16 protein-coding genes are annotated in these 19,813 nt (G+C 35.3%); 8 read left to right on the forward strand and 8 right to left on the reverse strand.

Translation table 11 applies throughout. The annotated features are described in order from the left end of the window. Positions 1-3: 3 nt before the first annotated feature. Positions 4-1,878, reverse strand: coding sequence for a beta-glucoside-specific PTS transporter subunit IIABC (locus tag FHL06_RS08675; RefSeq protein ID WP_153385829.1), 1,875 nt, complete (start codon positions 1,876-1,878; stop codon positions 4-6). A gap of 105 nt (positions 1,879-1,983) precedes the next feature. Beyond that, a complete protein-coding gene (gene licT / locus FHL06_RS08680) occupies positions 1,984-2,820 on the reverse strand; it encodes a BglG family transcription antiterminator LicT (protein WP_153385830.1) in 837 nt (278 codons plus the stop codon). Positions 2,821-3,012: 192 nt separating this feature from the next. Here licT and FHL06_RS08685 point away from each other — a divergent pair, with 192 nt between their 5' ends. From FHL06_RS08685 to FHL06_RS08695, 4 genes are all read left to right on the forward strand, one after another. Continuing rightward, positions 3,013-4,227 (forward strand): DUF6792 domain-containing protein, encoded by a 1,215-nt coding sequence (locus tag FHL06_RS08685; protein ID WP_238333991.1) that lies wholly within the window; start codon positions 3,013-3,015, stop codon positions 4,225-4,227. A gap of 12 nt (positions 4,228-4,239) precedes the next feature. After that, a complete protein-coding gene (locus FHL06_RS14705; RefSeq protein WP_238333992.1) occupies positions 4,240-4,731 on the forward strand; it encodes a hypothetical protein in 492 nt (163 codons plus the stop codon). A 438-nt stretch (positions 4,732-5,169) separates the two neighbouring features. Further along, a complete protein-coding gene (gene brnQ / locus FHL06_RS08690; RefSeq protein ID WP_153385831.1) occupies positions 5,170-6,567 on the forward strand; it encodes a branched-chain amino acid transport system II carrier protein in 1,398 nt (465 codons plus the stop codon). A 2-nt stretch (positions 6,568-6,569) separates the two neighbouring features. Continuing rightward, complete coding sequence (locus tag FHL06_RS08695) at positions 6,570-7,055, forward strand: GNAT family N-acetyltransferase (protein WP_153385832.1); 486 nt, start codon at positions 6,570-6,572, stop codon at positions 7,053-7,055. A 66-nt stretch (positions 7,056-7,121) separates the two neighbouring features. On the opposite strand, the gene FHL06_RS08700 is transcribed toward FHL06_RS08695, so the two are convergent. Both FHL06_RS08700 and FHL06_RS08705 read right to left on the reverse strand, forming a co-directional pair. Then, complete coding sequence (locus tag FHL06_RS08700) at positions 7,122-8,462, reverse strand: glucose-6-phosphate isomerase (RefSeq protein ID WP_153385833.1); 1,341 nt, start codon at positions 8,460-8,462, stop codon at positions 7,122-7,124. Between the two features lie 55 nt (positions 8,463-8,517). Beyond that, on the reverse strand, positions 8,518-9,138 hold the full coding sequence (locus FHL06_RS08705; RefSeq protein WP_162000237.1) for a VanZ family protein: 621 nt from the start codon (positions 9,136-9,138) through the stop codon (positions 8,518-8,520). A gap of 113 nt (positions 9,139-9,251) precedes the next feature. Between FHL06_RS08705 and FHL06_RS08710 the strand changes: the two genes are divergently transcribed. Then, a complete protein-coding gene (locus tag FHL06_RS08710; RefSeq protein ID WP_153385835.1) occupies positions 9,252-11,402 on the forward strand; it encodes an LTA synthase family protein in 2,151 nt (716 codons plus the stop codon). Between the two features lie 108 nt (positions 11,403-11,510). After that, positions 11,511-13,664, forward strand: a complete 2,154-nt coding sequence (locus FHL06_RS08715; RefSeq protein ID WP_153385836.1) for an LTA synthase family protein — start codon at positions 11,511-11,513, stop codon at positions 13,662-13,664. Between the two features lie 75 nt (positions 13,665-13,739). On the opposite strand, the gene FHL06_RS08720 is transcribed toward FHL06_RS08715, so the two are convergent. Together FHL06_RS08720 and FHL06_RS08725 are read right to left on the reverse strand one after the other, a co-directional pair. Further along, positions 13,740-15,254 (reverse strand): sensor histidine kinase, encoded by a 1,515-nt coding sequence (locus tag FHL06_RS08720; RefSeq protein WP_153385837.1) that lies wholly within the window; start codon positions 15,252-15,254, stop codon positions 13,740-13,742. After that, entirely contained in the window at positions 15,254-16,003 is a 750-nt protein-coding gene (locus FHL06_RS08725; protein WP_153385838.1) for a response regulator transcription factor, read from the reverse strand. The genes FHL06_RS08720 and FHL06_RS08725 overlap by 1 nt, the downstream gene beginning before the upstream one ends. Positions 16,004-16,099: 96 nt before the next feature. Here FHL06_RS08725 and FHL06_RS08730 point away from each other — a divergent pair, with 96 nt between their 5' ends. Further along, positions 16,100-16,876, forward strand: a complete 777-nt coding sequence (locus FHL06_RS08730) for a Cof-type HAD-IIB family hydrolase (protein ID WP_153385839.1) — start codon at positions 16,100-16,102, stop codon at positions 16,874-16,876. Positions 16,877-16,955: 79 nt separating this feature from the next. Here FHL06_RS08730 and FHL06_RS08735 read toward each other — a convergent pair whose 3' ends face one another. Next, positions 16,956-17,747, reverse strand: a complete 792-nt coding sequence (locus FHL06_RS08735; protein ID WP_153385840.1) for a PTS sugar transporter subunit IIA — start codon at positions 17,745-17,747, stop codon at positions 16,956-16,958. 117 nt (positions 17,748-17,864) lie between these two features. Here FHL06_RS08735 and FHL06_RS08740 point away from each other — a divergent pair, with 117 nt between their 5' ends. Next, a complete protein-coding gene (locus FHL06_RS08740; RefSeq protein WP_153385841.1) occupies positions 17,865-18,710 on the forward strand; it encodes a LysR family transcriptional regulator in 846 nt (281 codons plus the stop codon). A gap of 98 nt (positions 18,711-18,808) precedes the next feature. Here the strand turns inward: FHL06_RS08740 and FHL06_RS08745 are convergent, their stop codons facing one another. After that, positions 18,809-19,801, reverse strand: a complete 993-nt coding sequence (locus FHL06_RS08745; RefSeq protein WP_153385842.1) for a zinc-binding alcohol dehydrogenase family protein — start codon at positions 19,799-19,801, stop codon at positions 18,809-18,811. Between the last annotated feature and the right edge of the window lie 12 nt (positions 19,802-19,813).

Genomic DNA, 19,813 nt, shown 5'->3' on the forward strand with positions numbered 1-19,813 from the left:
TGATTAAGCGTTCGCTATCATAACCGTAGTTTCATCATCGACTTCTTTTAAATCTTTATTTACTTCAATATCTTTAATTTCGTTCATATTAGTAATAACTACTGGAGAAATCATATTGTACCCAGCAGCTTTAATTTTATCTAAATCAAAAGTTATCAAAACTTGGCCTTTTTTAACAACATCATCCTGTTTTACATGTGCTTCAAAATATTTACCTTTCAAATTAACAGTTTCAAGTCCTAAATGAATTAATAATTCAATTCCATCGTTACTCTTTAAACCAATTGCGTGACCTGTTGGGAATAATGATTCTACAACTCCATCAAAGGGGGCAACTACTTTGCCTTCTGTCGGCTCGATAGCTATTCCATCTCCAATTAATTTCTTTGAAAAAGTAACATCAGGAACATCTTCAAGATTTTCAAATTTACCAACTAATGGACTTGCGATGGTTTCAGAAATGCCTTTGACTGTGATTTGATCTTCATCTGTCATGTTTTTAGTAGAGATATCCTTGGCTACTACGTTTTCTTCTTTCCAAAATGGCAATGTAAAAACAAATGATAAAATCAATGCGATAATCGTTGATATTATGGCAATGATAAAGTTAGCAAAACCTTTACCGCCAATAAACATTCCTAATGATAGAACACCTGGAGAAACTACAACATAAGATTTTAATTTAAAAATCCCAATGAATATTCCAGTAATACCAGCCGATAACATGGCTGAATATAATGGCTTCTTTAATCTCAAATTAACGCCGAACAATGCAGGCTCAGTTACACCACCAAAAATTGCTGAAATTCCTGCACCTAAAGCTGTTGCTTTTAATTTAGGATTTTTAGTTTTAAGAGCCACTGCTAAGGCAGCTCCACCCTGAGAAATATTACTTGCTAAACAAGCTGCCATCATAAATGGATCAAATCCCATAGTTGCAATATTTTGTAAGATGATTGGAGCAAATCCTTGATGCAGACCAGTTAAAACTATTAATGCATAAAATCCAGCAAATAAAACTACGGCAACAATACCTACTTTATCATAAACAAATTGAATTCCTGAAGTTAACCAAACACTTAAAATGTTTCCAATAGGACCTAAAATAATAATTGCTAAGGGAGCCATAATTATTAATTCAACTAATGGTTCCAAAAATGCCTTTGTCATTTTAGGAATCACCTTATCAACCAATGGTTCAATATATGACATTACAAAAATAATCAATATACTAGGAATAATTGATGAAGAATAAGTAGAACTATATACTGGAATACCAAATAAATGAACATTTCCTTTAGCTAATAAGCTAACAAAATCTGGATAAAGCAATACACCTACTATTCCAACAGCTAATGGAACATTAACTTTAAAATGTCTAGCACAATAAAATGCGACTAGAATAGGTAAAAAATAAAATGGAGCATCACCTATCGCATTGATAATTCGATAATTAACTGTATTGGTAGTAACTAATCCGGTTAAGTTCAAAATTGAAAGTAGAACCTTTACTAGACCACCAGCAATAATTGCTGGAATTACTGGAAGTATTGCTGAAGTAATCAGTTTGACAAATCTATCCCAAAGATTACCCTTATTTTGATTAGCATCAGCATCATCTGATGTACCAGTTTGACTTAATTTTGGCTCTAACTTCTTAAAATAATCTGCAACATCATTACCAATAATGATCTGATATTGACCAGAAGCACGATTAACTCCCATGACACCATCTATATTTTCTATTTTTTTATCATCAGGTATGGAATCATCTTTTAGAGTAAAACGTAATCTGGTATAGCAATGTACTAAACTATTAACATTTTTAGGACCACCAACGCCCTTTAAAATTTCGTTAACTGACTTATCTATACTCATAATTTCACCTTATTTCAAATTTTAAGGAATAAAAAAACCTAGATTAAAGTCCACCATAAAGTGAAGTTCAATCTAGGTTTTGCCTACTTAAAGTTACAATCCTATTTAGATACTATCTTGCAAAATTCTGTTTATGTGCATCATCAAATACATTCTTTCATCATCATGAACCCGATATTCATAATTACTTTTGAGCATATTTACAATTTTATCAACGCACTTTTTTGTATTTGGATACTTTTTTTCTAATATTGGCAACATCTCATCGGCCGAATCATCTTCTGTTGTTTCTGTTTGCATGCGATAACAAAAAAATTTCAGATGAGTTAAAAATCGACTATAACTAATGCTATCCTCATCAAAGATAATTCCAAAATGAAATTTTACAATATTTAAAATACCATCAATGATCTCCGTCATATTCTGAACATCATTGACATCGTCACCTAATTCAGCATTAACAAAATGTAATGCAATAAAGGCTGATTCATCTGGCAAAAATGGAAGGTCAAATTCTGTTTCAAGCTTTTTTACCGCCATCTGACCAATTTTATATTCTCGAGGATAGATTCGTTTAATATCAAATAATAATTTATTCTTTAACTTAATGCCTTTTTTATATCTAGTAACAGCACCAAATAAATGGTCTGGTAAAGTTATGTAAACAACATCACTAAAATCCTTATTTAAAGTCCTTTTAGCATAACTAATAATCCGTTCCGAAATTTCAATATAAATAATTGGTATATTAGAAACTACCTCTTGAAATTTATTATTTAAAAATCTATTAGATAGAGTATAAACGCTGACCTTATCTGATTTTTCTATTTGATCTCCAGGCTTTTTACCAAAAGCGATGCCCCTTCCAGTAACTACAAAACTCTCGTCTTGCTCCGTCTTACAAACGGCAGCGTTATTGTTAAGAACTTTGTATATTTTCATAATTAGATTCTCCAAATACGCTAATTAATGATTTTTGCCTCAATCAAAGTTAAGTAACAACATCATTCGTATTTCAGTATAGTAAACGCTTTCTAAAATGTCAAATTGATTTTCTGAAAACATTTTAAGAATGTTACTAATTCCTTATATATCAACAATTTGTTAAACTAGAAGTAATACCGAGGTGATTTAATGAAGGCCTTACTGAGTACTTTAAATAGATTAAATCATGTTTACGAACAACTAGACTTACTCAACTTTCGAGCTCACAAAAACCTTCCTTTGACATTCAACAAAGAGGACAGTAAAAAATTATTACCACAAAATAAACGTCTTTATTTCAGCTACTCATATCTAAATAAAGAAAAAGACCGTCTAACCAATCTCTTGCTCAACCAGGTCATTGATTTACGTGTCCCTGCGTTTATCAAAAATGAAAAAATTCATCCCCAAATGATCGATAAGGCTTTAAAACTAAAAAATATCAACCAAGCTCCTAGCAAGCAACGTTTCAAACGGACTTCACGTAATCGAAAAATCAATAAATTGAAACAACTGATTACTAAAATCAACAATGAAAATCTCAATCTTTGTCATGGTTACTTGAATCAGATTTATTTGATTCTCTTGATTCATAATCTCTTACCCTTACATTTAAGAGATAAAACCTATCAACCTGAAGAACTCTTGAAAGATAGTGTTTTTCGGACTAAATTATTGCAATTCGACTATGATAGATATCTCTATCAAGAGTTCAAGCCAGAAAATTATTTGAGATTATTAGCTTACAACCGGATACATCGCATGCCAACTCACATTACATCTTATGACGCCCGCGACATTTTTCCAGAAGCACGCGAATGTGGATTCTCTGCCACTGCGTATGTGATTTCCATTGATGATGTTAACGAATGCTATATAACCTTTCGCGGGACTGAGGCTGGTTCAGACGATAAAATCAAATCTAAAAGTAAGCGTTTTGAGCAATCTATTCTTGAAACTTATAAAGATTGGGACTATAACATTAATTCAATTTTGATTGGTAGCGATAAAAATTTTAGTCAATTAACAGTTGCAAGAGAATTCGTTCAATATATTAAAAATCTTGTTGATCCCAATACTCACATGTACGGTTTAGGACATTCTTTAGGTGGTCATTTCGTTCAGACTTTGCAATTGATTGATGACTGTTTTGATGCAGGTTATACTCTAAATTCTGCTCCAGTCAATTTAAAATTGATTCAACAAGTCAAACCTGAATTGCTTGATAAAATGACTTGGGATAAATTATTTGCTTTGACTGATGACACTAACAATCAAAAATTACTGACGCCCCAAATCAGAAAAGACATCAATCGTCTTTTGCCACATGATTATTCAGAAATCCTCAATGAAAGTTTTGAATAGGATATCACCCAAATGTTTTACGAGTTGCCATACACTATTTGGATTGGCAAAAAATGGGAATACAATCTAAGTAATTGGACTTACCCATTCAAAAAACATCCTAGAGCTTATCTCAGTAGCGATGAAATCCACTCATATCAACATTTCTTCGAACAATTGATTGCCTTTTTATCTGAATCGAACAGCAGTACTCAAGTCGCTCGTAATACGATGAGTTTTATCAGACTAAGAACTCGCCTGTTACATGAAACCATCAACAATCCTAAAACTGCTCAATTTTTCTATGATTATTCTAATTTTTTGTATAGCTCTGGTATCTTTACTGATAAGCCACAACAAATCAGCAAAGAATTCATCGAACAAAATAATTCCGTTCTCAGAGGATCTCTGCGTGAATGGCCGTTTCTAAGAAGTGTCAACCGCGACATGTTAAGTTTAGCGACTTATTTTCATGTCATCGACGGGGCAAAGCATTTCTTGAATCGAACCCCCACTAAATTATAAATATTATAATTTTATTAAAATAATACTTGAATTTTAATTTTTCAGTGACTATAATACGAAGCAACAAAACGTTGAAGAAAAAAGTAGAAATCTCAAGTATGCCTAGTGAGTCACGTCGAGTGAAAAGTGATCATCAAGAGACGTTCGAAAATCATTTCTGAGTTCGGTGCCGATATGTAGGTTACCGTGGCAGCCACCATTATCAGGCTAGCGGATAGATTTTTTGTCCGTTAATTGAGTGGGTATTTTTGAATACTCAAAAAAGGTGGTACCGTTCTCATGGAGCCCTTTTCCTTAACTGGAAGAGGGCTCTTTTTGTTTCCCAGAAATGATTCACGTTTTCTAATTTCAAAAAGAGGTGGTAAAAAATGGACTCTGATATTAGTGGCATTAATGATATAGCACAGATTAGACAAAACATTTTTTGGAGGATTACTTATGAAAGAGGATTACGATTTATCAGGAGAAAAGAAACGCAATAAAAGACTTTTGCATTTACTAGTCGTCAGTTCATTAATTTTTGGGATGTTCTTTGGGTCTGGGAACTTAATTTTCCCGGTTCATCTAGGACAATTATCTGGTAACAACTGGCTATCAGCCGCATTTGGCTTCGCAATTTCAGGTTCGTTGTTTCCACTGCTAGCCATTCTCGCGGTCGTTGTTACGAAGAGTGATGGCTTATATGATTTGGCTCGTCCAGTTGGCAAATTTTATGCCGCATTATTTTTAGTATTGGTCCACTTGACTATCGGGCCTTTCTTTGGAACACCAAGAACCGCTGCGACGGCGTTTCAAATGGCTGTTCAACCCTTCTTGCCTAAAAAGTTTGACACCGTCTCGATGCTGCTTTTTACCGCTCTATTCTTTGGACTGGCCTATGTTTTAAGTGTTCATCAGAACCGTTTGCTGAAATATGTCGGCAAATATCTCAACACAATTTTCCTTGTCTTATTGGCCGTTGTTTTCTTGGTCGCTTTCTTGAAACCAATGGGCGGCGTCAATCACATGCCTACTCAAGCCTATCAAACTGGTTCTACTATCAGCGGCTTGCTTGAAGGCTACAACACGATCGATGCTGTCGCTTTGTTAGCTTTAAGTGTTACTTTCGTCCATGCTGTAAAAGGCCTTGGATACAAGGATAAAGAATTGACTGGACTAACTGCTAAAGCTGGTTCTTTAAGTATCGCCCTTGAAGTTTTAGTTTACTTCGGATTAGTTTTACTAGGTGCTTTTAGTTTAAGCAAATTGACACTTTCTGCTAATGGAGGCGTTGCCCTTTCACAAATCGTTAATTATTATTTCGGCAATTTTGGAGCAGCTTTCTTAGGAGTCTTGGTAACTTTAGGAGTCTTCACTACCGCCATGGGCTTAGTTGCTTCATTTGCCCAAGATTTCCACAAGTTATTCCCTAAAGTCAGCTACTTAGCATGGTTAAGAACAACTACCATCATGTCCTTTGTCGTTGCTAATGCTGGACTTGATAACATCATCGCTTGGTCATTGCCAGTCTTAATGTTGCTTTACCCATTATCACTTGCTTTGATTCTCGTTTCTTTAACTATTCATGCAAAACCATATGCAAGCGTCGTTTATAAGATGACGATTGCTTTCACCGTTTTGCCAGCTGTCTTTGATATGTTGAACGCCTCGCCAGCTGCTGTTACTAATTTAACTTTTGTTAAAACAGCGCTTAATTTCTATCATCAATATGTACCCTTTGCCAGTTTAGGATTAGGTTGGGTCACATTGACCTTTGCTGGATTCGTCCTCGGACTTGTCTTTGGTAAGTTAGGTGTCTTCGCCAGTGCAACCAATTCAGTCGAAAGTCGAAACTAACCATGACTTTTAAAATCATCAAAACTGGTAAATACTTCGACTTTCAAAAAATCAGTCAGTTGTATTATCAAACTTTTATCTACTCTTACGTCGGATTGGTACCACAAAAATATCTCAATGAAATCACACCTAAAACGTGGCACCCAAAAACCTACTGGAACAACACTTTGATAGCTTTAGATGGGGATAAAGTTGCAGGCGTCTGTTCTTACGGACCAGCTAGACGAAGTAATTATCAAAATTTTGGCGAAATTTATACGCTTTATGTTTTGCCAAAGTATCAACATCAAGGTATTGGGCAAAAATTATTTCAAAAAGCCTTGAATATCCTGCATTCAGAGTTTTCAGAACTGTACTTAATCGTGTTAAAAAATAATTTAATTGCCCGAGCATTTTACGAAATGTTTGGCTTTGAAGAAACTCTGGATTTAATTGTTAAACGAACTAATTATGGTTTGATTCGGGAAATAGTTTATATTGAAAATTAAAATTGAATAGTCAAAAAAATACTCCCTACATCATCAAATGATGTAAGGAGTATTTGTATTTTTAAATTAAAGTCTCTTATTTAATTCTTCACCAAGTTCTTCATACCCAGGACGACCTAGCAATCCGAACATGTTCTTCTTATAAGCTTCAACACCTGGTTGGTTGAATGGGTTGATACCATTCAAGTAACCTGAAATACCAACAGCAATTTCGAAGAAGTACATCAAGTATCCTAAGCTAAATGCGTTTTGTTCTGGGATGTGTACTGTCATAACAGGAACACCACCGTCAGTATGTGCAAGTACAACACCTTCGTAAGCTTTCTTGTTTACAAAGTCCATTGACTTGTTTTCCAAGTATTCCAAACCATCAAGGTTACCCTTTTCGGCAGGAATCTTAACGTCATGTCTTGGCTTGTCGATTAGGACAACTGTTTCCATCAAGTTACGACGTCCTTCTTGGATATATTGACCTAATGAGTGCAAATCAGTTGAGAAGTTAGCTGATGATGGGTAGATACCTTTTTGATCTTTACCTTCAGATTCACCCATCAATTGCTTCCACCATTCGCCAAAGTATTGAACGTTTGGTTCGTAGTTTTCAAGCAATTCTGTTGTGTAACCTTTGCGGTATAAGATATTTCTCAATGCAGCATACTTGTATGCGTCATTCTTTGTAAGGTCAGCTGAACTGTAATCTTCACGAGATTGTGCAGCACCTTCCATCAATTTGTCGATATCGATACCGGCAACAGCGATTGGCAATAGACCAACAGCAGTGAGAACTGAGAAACGACCACCAATGTCATCAGGAACAACGAATTCTTCGTAACCTTCGGCATCGGCTTCACTCTTCAAAGCACCCTTAGCACGGTCAGTAGTAGCGTAAATACGTTCCTTTGCGCCTTCTGCACCATACTTTTCAATCAACTTAGCCTTCAAAATTCTGAAAGCAATTGAAGGTTCTGTTGTTGTACCAGATTTTGAAATAACGTTAATACTGAAGTCACGATCACCGATAACTTCAATAAGGTCGGCTAAGTAATTTGGAGAAATTGAGTTACCACAGAAGTAAACTTCTGGAACATCCTTATCATTCTTAACGTTGTAGAATGATGAGCTCAAGAAGTCAATTGCAGCACGTGCACCCAAGTATGAACCACCGATACCAATTCCGACAAAGACTTCTGAGTCAGATTGGATCTTTTTAGCAGCTTTCTTGATACGGCCGAATTCATCTTTGTCGTAATCAACAGGCAAGTCGATGAAACCACGGAAATCAGCACCGGCACCAGTACCCTTACGTAGTTCTTCGTCAGCAGCAGTAACTAGTGCTTGCATTTCGCCAACTTCGTTTTCATGAACGAACTTGCTTAACTTTGAATCATCAAATTTAATTTGTGTCATTTTCTCTCCTCCATATACATCATCAAAACTAGATTAATCATTTTCACAGAAAATTTCAAATTTTTATCGACTTTTTTATCCATTTTCCAATAAAAAACAACAAATATCCTACCATTGCGCCAATTGTATTAAATATAACGTCATCAATATCGGTGACTCCAGTATTCAAAACAAATTGCATCGTTTCAATAGAAATCGAAATCAAAGCACCGATTACGACTACATCAAAGAATTTCAGATGTTTTTTGCTTAATGCTGGAATAAAGAAGCCCATTGGTACGAACCACATAATATTACCATACAAATTATAAATAAAGTCGACCAATGATTTAGCATCGGCTAATTTAAATGTTTCTATCAGCGGAACGATATTTATTTCAGACAGTGGACGATGCCAATAAAACTTGAACTGCCAAATGAAATAGCCTTCTCGAAAGACTGTCAAAGCAAAAAGTAGGAAAACGTAGAATACAAACAAATCTAGCCAAAATTCATACCAAAAAGTTGTATCCTTCTTTTTCATTTTAATCCATATAAACCTTAAAACAATGAAGAATAAGGTATACAGTATTGCTTTATCCACAGCGTAAAAAGAAAGCCGAATCAATGGAAAATGATTAATCCTCATCGCATACATTTTATAAATGTAATCATAAAGCGGTCCTAAAAATATCATTTTACTCATTCTTTCCCACTTTTTACCTATAACGTATTATACTAACTATTAAGTAATTTATTTAGCCTTTAAATAGATTTATTTAAATAATTTTTACAAGCAAGGAATTCTCAATGAATAAATTAAAACATCTTCTGAGCAAGCGATTGGGCTTTATGAGCTTTTTAATCGCTTTACTCTGGGTCAAAACCGTCATTGCCTACTATGTAGACTTTTCATTAGGCGCTTCGGACCCGTTACAACATCTAATTCTAATTATCAATCCAATTGCAACTACACTTATTTTGTTGAGTATAGCGTTATACATCAACCGTCCCAAACTCTCATATATCATTATGGGAATAATCTATGTACTTGAGTCAGCATTGTTATACGGCAATATTCTTTATTATCGTGAATTCAGTGATTTTCTCTCTTTCAACACGATTGCTGGTGCTTCTAAAGTTTCTAAAGGCCTTGGTAACAGTGCGGCAAATCTTATCCAAACACACGATTTTATTTATGGATTGGATTTCATTATTATCGCAATATTGTTACTAACCCATTATATCAAACTTGACCAAAGACCAATGAAGAAATTGACCGCAATTGCAACAACTTTTTTAGGAATTTTTCTTTTCTCATTTAATTTAATGATTGCTGAAGGTAACCGCCCTCAATTATTGGGTCGGACCTTTGATCGTGCCTACATCGTTAAGTATTTAGGACTGAATACTTTTTTGGCTTATGATTCAATCAAGACTGTTCAAAATAACCAAGTTCGTTCTGAAGCGGTCGGAACAGATATGGATGATGTCCTCGCCTATCTCAATCAAAATTATGCTAAACCAAATCCGAAGTATTTTGGTAAAGCTAAGGGCAAAAACATTATCATCATCCATTTGGAAAGTTTCCAACAATTCCTAATCAACGATAAGGTCAACGGCCAAGAGGTTACGCCCTTTTTAAATAGCTTATACAACGACAAAAACACAATGTCCTTTGATAATTTCTATCATGAAGTCGGCCAAGGTAAAACTAGTGATGCCGAGAATATGCTAGAAACTGGACTTTTTGGTTTACCTGAAGGATCTTTCTTCTCAAAACTAGGTAGCGACAATACTTTCCAAGCTGCTCCTGCTATTTTAGGTCAAAAAGAAGGCTACACTAGTGCTGTCTTCCATGGAAACGTCGGTAGTTTCTGGAACCGTGACAACGTTTATAAGAACATGGGTTATGACTACTTTTTCGATTCGAAATACTTTAATAAGACGAGTGATTCCAGTCTTGAATATGGTATGAAAGATAAATTGATGCTTTCAGAAAGTGCCAAGTATTTGGAACAATTGCAGCAACCGTTCTATGCTAAATTTATCACTGTCACAAATCACTATCCTTTCCAATTGCCGGATGAAGATAATGATGGTTTCGTGCCACCAAACACTGATAACAGCGCCGTTAACAATTATTTCTTAACGGCTCACTACTTGGATAACGCCTTAAAAGAATTCTTCAATTACCTTAAATCAAGTGGAATCTATGATAATTCCATGATTGTCCTTTATGGTGACCATTACGGATTATCTGACAGTCAAAACACTGATTTGGCACCAGTTCTAGGCGTTAATGACAATGACTGGACTGATTTCAATGATTCTCAAATGCAAAAGGTGCCTTTCATGATTCATATGAAAGGACTAAAGGGTGGCATCAACCACGAATATGGTGGAGAAATCGATGTTTTGCCAACAATTTTACATTTAGCTGGTATCAATACGAAACAATATGTTCAATTAGGAACTGATCTCTTATCAAAGCAGCATAAACAACTTGTTGCCTTTAGAAATAAAAACTTCATTACGCCAAATTACACTGTCTTAAAAGATAGCGATGGCAATCCAGAAGTTTACAAGAATAAGACTGGCGAATTGGTAGATCTTGACAAAAATCCAACTTTGAAGAAGAAAGTTGCTAAATGGCAGAATAAGGTCGATAAGGAATTGAACTTATCTGACACCATCAACAATAAGAATCTCTTGCGTTTCTATACGCCAACTGGTTTTACGCCAATTGATCCAAAAGATTATGGTTATCAAAATGAAATTCAAAAATTAGTTCGAGAAAGAAACAGTCTCGGTTTGAAGTCAACTAGCGTCTACTCGCAAAATAACAATAAAACAACCACTAACCTCTATAATACTGATGCCCCTGAATTAAATGGCGACAGAACTTATATTGATAGCTGGTCCAGTATTTTAAAAGATGACAATGACAATACTAAATAGACTGTTCAAAATTCAATAAGATGCAAGAAGTCGGTTTAAGCCGACTTTTTTTATTTTATTAAATAACGTATTATTAGGCTATGAACTAATCTAGTTATGAGGAATACAATGAAAAAAATTCAATCAATCTTAAACAAACGATTAGGATTTATGACCTTCCTAATCGTTTGTTTATGGCTCAAAAGTCTTATCGCTTATTACCTTGATTTTTCATTAGGAATTGAGAATCTACTGCAACATTTCCTATTGATAGTTAATCCTTTTGCGACAACAGTCTTTTTAATGAGCTTTGCACTCTATTTCAATAAGTCAGTTATTTCATATTGGGTGATGGGAATCATTCATTTAGCTGACTCTCTTTTTATTTATGGAAACATCCTTTATTACCGCGCCTTCTCAGACTTCATTTCATTTAATTCAATTACTGGAGTTGGCAAAGTAGCAAATGGTTTATTGACGACAACGCTTGGTGTAGTAAAGGTCCGCGATGCGATTTATCTGGTGGATTTTTTAATCATCATTTTATTATTCGCAACTCATTTTATTAAAATTGACAGAACTCCCTTTAGAAAACTGAATGCCTTTGCTACTACCTTTTTAGGCTTAGCATTATTTTCAGCCGATTTAGCTGGTTCTGAGGGTAATCGCCCGCAATTGTTAGGACGTACCTTTGATCACTCTTATATCGTGAAATATTTAGGTATCAATTCCTTTTTGCCTTATGATTCTATTCGTGCATTAAAAAACGATCAGGTCCGTTCGAATGCAACTGAAACCGAAATCGACAATATTTTAGATTATACGAAAAATAATTACGCTGCTCCTAATGCAGAATATTTTGGCAAAGCTAATGGTAAGAATATTATTATTTTGCATCTAGAAAGTTTTGAACAATTCTTAATTGGGATGAAGATCAATGGCGTTGAAGTGACGCCGTTTCTAAACAGTCTTTACAACGATAAAAATACTCTATCTTATGATAATTTCTTCAATGAGGTTGGTTCTGGTCGCACTAGCGATGCCGAAACGATGCTGGAATCAGGATTATTTGGATTGCCAACTGGAACTTCATTCTTTACTAAACTGGGAACATCGAATACTTTCCAAGCTGCTCCCGCCATTCTTTCCCAAAAGAAAGGCTATACCAGTGCTGTCTTCCACGGAAATGTCGGGAGTTTTTGGAGTCGTGACTCTGTTTACAAGAATATGGGCTATAACTATTTCTTTGATCAAAGCTATTATGATACTAAAGACCCTGATACCCAGTCCGACAACACTTATGGCATTAAAGATAAACTACTCTTCTCTGAAGGAGTCAAGTATCTAGAACAAATGCAACAACCGTTTTATGCTAAATTTTTAACGGTCACCAACCATGTCAGTTACCAATTTTCCGATGAAGATAATGGCAACTTCCAAACTACCGATTTGTCTGATGACGAAATCAATCGTTACTTTGAAACGGCCCACTACCTTGACAAGTCAATTGAAGAATTCTTCAACTATCTATCAGCTACTGGACTCGATAAAAATACGATGGTCGTCTTATATGGAGACCACTATGGGTTAAATGCCACTCAACATAAGGAACTAGCTACCCAATTACTGGGAAAAGATGCTAACACGTGGAGTAAATTCAACGAAACCCAAATGCAACGAGTACCCTTCATGATTCACATGGATGGTCTTAAAGGTGGCGTAAAGCACACTTACGGTGGAGAAATCGATGTTTTGCCAACGATTCTTCATCTAGCTGGTGTTAATACGAAACAGTATATTCAATTAGGGACTGATTTACTCTCCAAACAGCACGATTCGAAAGTCACCTTTAGAAATCACAGTTTGATAACGCCCAAGTACACCGTCTATCCTTCTGACAAAGGTATGCCAACAGTTTACTCGAATGCAACTGGAGAAGAGATTGACCTGCATGACAATCCCGACCTAGCAACCAAAGCCGAAAAATGGGTTAAGGAAGCAGCTCTCAAGTTAAAAGTTTCAGACGATGTCAACAACAAGAATCTGTTGCGCTTTTACACGCCGTTTGGTTTCACGCCTGTCAATCCAACGAATTACTCCTATCAAGATCAAGTTCAACAAATGGAGAAAATCCGTAATGACCTTGGCAAAAAATCAACTAGTCTTTATTCTCAAAACGGAAATAAGACGACAACTAATCTCTATAATACTGACGCTTTACAGCTCCAAAATGATCGAACGCCAATCGATAGTTGGTCGTATCTCAAAGATAACAATAAATAACTATAAAAAAGACGAAACGAGACATATCTGAAAATGACATGTTTCGTTTCGCCTTTTATTTCTTAATAATACTTTTTAACTCTCTTTATTCTGTGGTTCCTTTTTATCTTCGTCAGGTTTATGTTCATAACCTTCATCAAATAATGTCACTGTGAAAGTAGTTCCTTCATTTAGCTTACTTTTGACTTCAATTTCTCCACCGTGATTTTCGACCAACTGGTGAACAATTGAAAGTCCTAAACCAGATTCACCATATTTTCGATTCTTCCGGGATGGATCAGCTTTATAGTACCGATCCCAAATATTTTTAACTTGATCTTCTGACATCCCGATACCAGTATCTGAAATGGTGAAAATTGAAGCGTGACGCTCATCATCACGGCCTCCACTGATAAAAATTTTTCCCTTATTAGTGAACTGAATCGCATTTTGCATGATATTAAAAATCACTTGTACGAAGCGATCATAATCAGCATAAGTCTTCAATTCGCCTTCATAAGGTTTGAGAATCAATTCATCACCAGAGCTGTCAGCTTTTTTCTTCAATTGCGAAGTAATGTCTTTTAATGGCTTATTCGCATCAAAGACACGTTTAGCCATCGTAATCTGATTAGTCCGAATCTTCTCGTAATCCAAATTTTCATTGACTAGTCGAATCAAACGTTTTGTTTCATTTCTCATCAATTGAATACTTTGATCCTTTGATTCTTCGGGAATAGCATTATAAGCCAATCCCTCCAAAAGACCGTTGATAGTCGTCAAAGGCGTTCTCATTTCGTGAGATGCATCAGCCATAAACTCTTTACGACGTTGTTCTTGGCGCTTGATTTCTTTGTCAGATGCTTCAAGCGACTTGACCATTTGGTTGAAATCGTCAGCCAAATCATCCAGCTCATCTCGACCTCTACTCTCAATTTGAACAGAGAAATCATTATTGGCAACTTTCTTAGTTGCACCACGTAAACGGTTGATTCGGTTGACTTGGTATCTTGACAAGAGGAAGCTCAAAATAATCGCTGCTAGAAGTGAAATCAAGAGTGCAAAATAAAGCCGTCGATTGATTTCACCGATATTAGTTTGCAACTCCGAAACATCTGAACCTGCCCAAACAGCCGCAATCAATTTACCATTTTGGAACCATGGCGTTAAAACATAGACATAACTGCGGTCATCATCTTTACGAAGTCGAGGATTGCCTGCGGTATTTTGCGGTTTTTGAATATTTCGAATTGTTTTGCCTTGCTTTAGCTTCTTCCAATACGATTGCTTCAAGTGCAATTTCACATTAGTTGGTGGCGTTGGGCAAACTTGATTATTCTTGTAATCGAAGATGGCAAATTGAACGTTTCTCTCTGAAAGAACTTGTTCAACCGTTCGAATATTATCGCCTGTTATATTATGAATTTGCCCAGTCTTTGGATCGTTTTTCAAAGCGATTTTTTCTAAGTTACCAGCATAGCTCTCCAAACTCTTATAAGTTCGGTTGTACTCCCAATTAGTTGAGGCACTAGTAACAGAATACAAAATAATACCTAAAGTCGTTAAGATAACGATTAAAAAACTCAGCATATTTTGATAAATTAATTTCATTATGCCTTAGCTTTTGCTCCTGTATCATCAAATTTGTAGCCAACGCCCCAAACAGTTTCAATAACTTGAGGTCCGACCTTTTCAATTTTTTGACGAAGCTTCTTAATGTGGGCATCGACCGTTCTCTCTTCACCGAAGTAGTCGTAATCCCAAACTTGTTCCAACAATTGTTCACGTGAAAAGACTTGTTTAGGTTTACTTGCCAAAGTCTTCAATAAATCAAATTCTTTAGGTGTCAAATCAGGAATTTCCTGACCATTTAAATAGGCTTCACGCGTGTTAGAATTCAATTTGAAAAAGCCAGTGTTGATGTCAAAACCATCATCTGCTTCTTCCACCGTTGCATCAACTGGAGAACTTTCAGCAATTTTTTCAGCCATATTCTCATCACGTCTGTGAATAGCTTTCATTCTGGCAATCAACGTAATTGGGCTAAATGGTTTAGTAACATAGTCGTCAGCTCCAAATTCCAATCCGAGAACTTGGTCGCTTTCAGTATCACGAGCGGTCAACATAATTATCGGAACGGTTTTTGAAACTTTCCGGATTTCCTTGGCTACTTCCATACCATCTTTGCCAGGTAAATTTAAGTCAAGGGTAATCATATCCCATTTGTCAGGATCAGCATTGAACATGTCCATAGCTTGATTGCCATCGTAGGCAAAATCAGCTTCCCATTTTTCTTTTTGAAAGAACATCCCCATCATTTCGGAGACGGACTTATTATCCTCTATCATTAAAATCTTCATAAATATCACTCCATATTTAAAATTAGGCTATCTCATTACAATAAAAATTGTTAACATGTCATTAGTATACAAAAATAAATTTAAGTTGGTGATCTTTTGAATAACAATTATCAAGGAACTGTCTTCTTCGATCTTGACGGGACCCTGTTAAACAATGACTCACAAGTTGATGACTCTGTTGCAAAGGCAGTCCATCAATTGAAAGCAAATAATTACTTACCAGTTATCAGTACCGGACGCTCACCGATCGAAATCGATGCAGCAACCAAAACAACAGGTATTGATACTTATATTACTTTAAATGGTGCATTTGTCCAATCGCAAGGCAACGTCATCTATCAAAATAATATCAAACCTACCTTAATAAAAGCTGTAATCAATCAAGCTAAAGAATTTGGTGACAGCATTAGTATGCACTCGCCGACAGAATCATTTTTAAGCGAAGCATCCGATTTTGTCAAAGACTTTTATCAAGCTGTTAATATCGAATTACCAAAAGTCGATCCAACATTCTATCAAAAAAAGGATGTACAAATGGTCGTTGTCGTTTCAAGTGGCGATGCAAAAAGATACCAAGAGAAATTTCCAGAATTGAAATTTTACAAAACTGGTCCTTATTCAATTGATACGATTGATAAGGGTGTCTCTAAAATGAATGGTATCAAACACCTCATCAAAGGTTTGCACCTTGAAGATAAGCCAGTTTACGCTTTTGGCGATGGTCCAAACGACTTGCCAATGATTGAATCAGCTGACTATAGTATTGCAATGGGCAACGGAATTGAATCCGTCAAGAACGCTGCAACTTATGTTACCACTGAAAACGTTAACGGTGGAATTGTTAAGGGTCTAAAACATTTCAATTTAATATAAATAAAAACACAAATAATTATATATAAAAATAATAGGGATGATAATCTTTTTTGATTACCATCCCTATTTTATTATGAAGCTATTTTTGAAGTAAAATTAAACGTTCTAACAAGTTCTTAATCAAATGGCTTTGCGTTTTTATATCAGTTGCCATATTTCCGCGAGCTAGTTTTTTATTGGGTTTGAAAAAAATTATTTTATCATTACTAGACATTCCAACTGGCAATTCCAAAATTTCATTTTCCAAATCAATTTTTTCAAGTCTAATCTGTCTTACCTGTAAAATACTCCCATTCAAGATATATGCTTCTACTCGCAATAAACTATTCGTATCTCCGTAAGTTATGTAAATATTTCTTAACTCTTGAAAGATATTAAGAATATCGCCCCTTTTAGAAGATTGGATTTGAAAATTTATCGATTCAAAGAATTCATTTAACTTTGACAAAGCCCTCTGATCTTTCTTAGCATTATTCAACTGACTGGCATTTTGTCTGATTACTTGTGAAACTAAGCTATTTAATAACGTAAACTGATTATTGGAAAAACCATTTGGCAATATTGCAATAACTATATAATCCACCATCTGTTCATCATTCCCCCACGCAACAGCGTTATCAAGCGAAAATAAAAATATTTGTGGCATTTTGATTTCATCATTTACAGCAAAACAAAATGCGACTCGATGGGAAAAAATCGTGCTACCTTGCAACTCATTATCTAAAATTTCATTATATATAGTTAATTTATTCAAACTATCAAGGGATGCAACCTGATAAGCGATTTTTCTGAGAATACCCAATTTGTCATCATTATCCAGTTTCAAATAAAAAGCATAATTATTGCTCGTGGTATTAAGCAATTTGTTCACTCCTTCAGCTCATTTCATAATTCAATTGCAAATTACATTATAAAATTCATTTGTCATATAATAATATACGAGTATTTGAATGATAGATATTAACAAATAATATATCAGGAGTTGCAAATGAATATTGATACTTTAAAAATGATTATTACAATTGCTCGAACCGGGACCATCTCTGCAGCTGCCACTCAATTAGGCTATGCTCAATCGAACATTTCCAGTCGACTCCGTCAATTAGAAAATAAACTGGGAACTACTATTTTTTATCGAACCAATCGAGGCGTAATTTTAACAGAAGATGGTAAACAATTTTATCAACGAGCTATTCAAATCGTGAATTTAACAGAGGACACCGTTAATCAGTTGCGTCGTCCAAGAGATATTGAAGGAGATTTGCATATCGGTACCTTACAAACTGCTTCAACGACTTACTTGCCTGCTATCTTAACTAAATATCATCAAACTTTTCCAAAAGTTAATTTGGCAATTGAAGCTCATCATCGAATCAAAAATATTCAACAAGTTTTAAATCATGAATTAGATGGAGCCGTCGTTGGTGAAATAAATCAAGCTGACAAGTTAACTACGATTCCACTTTCAAAAGAAAAACTTTGTCTCATATCAAATTCTGATAAGATGCCTGATTTTAAAACAACGCCCTTCTTAACTTTTCCCATCGGCTGCGTTTATCGGGAAGTTGCTGACAAATGGTTTGCTTCTAAATCAATGAAAGCTCCGCAATTGATTCAATTTAATTATCTAGATGCCATTTTAGCCAGTGTCTGTTCAGGTTTAGGAGCCAGTATCGTTCCAAAAAAAACTGCTCAACCTTACGTTTTTGAAGGATTAATCAATACTTTTCCTTTGCCAGCAGAATTTTCTACGATTCAGTTAGATTTTATTTATCGTGACGATTACATAGTTAATAAACCCTTTGAAAAATTTATTGATATTTTGACAAATTAAACACTATTAATATAGTAGATTCTCAAATTTAGACGTGTATAAAAAAGGTTGTACCAACTTGGATATTTCCAGTTGATACAACCTTTTTTATCATAATATTATGCTTTCACAACAACCTTACCCATCATATGACCAGCTTCAACTAACTTCGTAGCACGTTTCAAATTATCCAAATTGAAGCCATGGAAAACTTTAGTAACGGTCGAATCAATTGTTCCCTTATCTAGCCCATCAGCTAATTTTTCCAAGTATTCACCTTGAGTGGACATAGCGGCTAATTTGAACTTAGCTTTGGTAAACATCCATTCCCAAGCAAAATCAACTGATTTTTGTTTCAAATCTGCAACTTGGGATTCACGCAAATTGGTGATTGTCGCAAATATTCCTAAAGGTTTGATCAATTCAACGATTTCTTGCCAATGTGGATCGTTATCGCTCAATCCAATAATATAATCGACATTTTCTATTCCTAAATCGTGAACTTGCTTAATTAAATCTTGATGATGGTTGACCACTAAATCGGCTCCTAAATCTTTGACCCACTTAACCTTTTCATCCGTCGAAGCAGTGGCAATAACTTTTAATCCAGCCAAATGAGCCAACTGAATGGCGATTGAGCCAACGCCTCCAGCACCATTGATAATTAAAATAGTTTTATCACGATTATCCATTGCTGGATTGATGTGTAATTTTTCATACAACAACTCGCTAGCTGTCAGTGTAACTAGTGGCATTGCTACGCTTTTTTCAACAGAAGTTTCTTTAGGGGCGCGGGCGACGATACGTTCATCAATTATTTCATATTCTTGGTATGAACCGTCACGTGTGTAGTCACCAGCAAAGAAAACTTTTTCCCCAACGTCAAATTTACTTGCTTCTGGGCCAAGCGCTTCAACGATTCCATAGCCATCATAGCCTAAAATCTTGGGTTCTTTTGTTTCCTGAACCTTTTTACGAGTGGCTATATCAACTGGATTGATAGAAACACCAAGGATTTTAACCAAAATATCACGACCTTGCGGCGTTTCCATTTGTTTGTCAAATTCAATCATGCTATCTAAATTACTATTAGTTACTCCATATGCTTTCATCTTATCCAACCT

The organism is Companilactobacillus halodurans, assembly GCF_009600985.1.
GTDB lineage: Bacteria > Bacillota > Bacilli > Lactobacillales > Lactobacillaceae > Companilactobacillus > Companilactobacillus halodurans.

Bases quoted from the DNA above. Each gene is read 5' to 3' on its own strand.
- FHL06_RS08710 (WP_153385835.1), top strand. From the start codon at position 9,252: ATGAATAAATTAAAACATCTTCTGAGCAAGCGATTGGGCTTTATGAGC.
- FHL06_RS08700 (WP_153385833.1), bottom strand. From the start codon at position 8,462: ATGACACAAATTAAATTTGATGATTCAAAGTTAAGCAAGTTCGTTCAT.
- brnQ (WP_153385831.1), top strand. From the start codon at position 5,170: ATGAAAGAGGATTACGATTTATCAGGAGAAAAGAAACGCAATAAAAGA.
- FHL06_RS08715 (WP_153385836.1), top strand. From the start codon at position 11,511: ATGAAAAAAATTCAATCAATCTTAAACAAACGATTAGGATTTATGACC.
- FHL06_RS08740 (WP_153385841.1), top strand. From the start codon at position 17,865: ATGAATATTGATACTTTAAAAATGATTATTACAATTGCTCGAACCGGG.
- FHL06_RS08695 (WP_153385832.1), top strand. From the start codon at position 6,570: ATGACTTTTAAAATCATCAAAACTGGTAAATACTTCGACTTTCAAAAA.
- FHL06_RS08725 (WP_153385838.1), bottom strand. From the start codon at position 16,003: ATGAAGATTTTAATGATAGAGGATAATAAGTCCGTCTCCGAAATGATG.
- licT (WP_153385830.1), bottom strand. From the start codon at position 2,820: ATGAAAATATACAAAGTTCTTAACAATAACGCTGCCGTTTGTAAGACG.
- FHL06_RS08685 (WP_238333991.1), top strand. From the start codon at position 3,013: ATGAAGGCCTTACTGAGTACTTTAAATAGATTAAATCATGTTTACGAA.
- FHL06_RS14705 (WP_238333992.1), top strand. From the start codon at position 4,240: ATGTTTTACGAGTTGCCATACACTATTTGGATTGGCAAAAAATGGGAA.
- FHL06_RS08720 (WP_153385837.1), bottom strand. From the start codon at position 15,254: ATGAAATTAATTTATCAAAATATGCTGAGTTTTTTAATCGTTATCTTA.
- FHL06_RS08675 (WP_153385829.1), bottom strand. From the start codon at position 1,878: ATGAGTATAGATAAGTCAGTTAACGAAATTTTAAAGGGCGTTGGTGGT.
- FHL06_RS08705 (WP_162000237.1), bottom strand. From the start codon at position 9,138: ATGATATTTTTAGGACCGCTTTATGATTACATTTATAAAATGTATGCG.
- FHL06_RS08745 (WP_153385842.1), bottom strand. From the start codon at position 19,801: ATGAAAGCATATGGAGTAACTAATAGTAATTTAGATAGCATGATTGAA.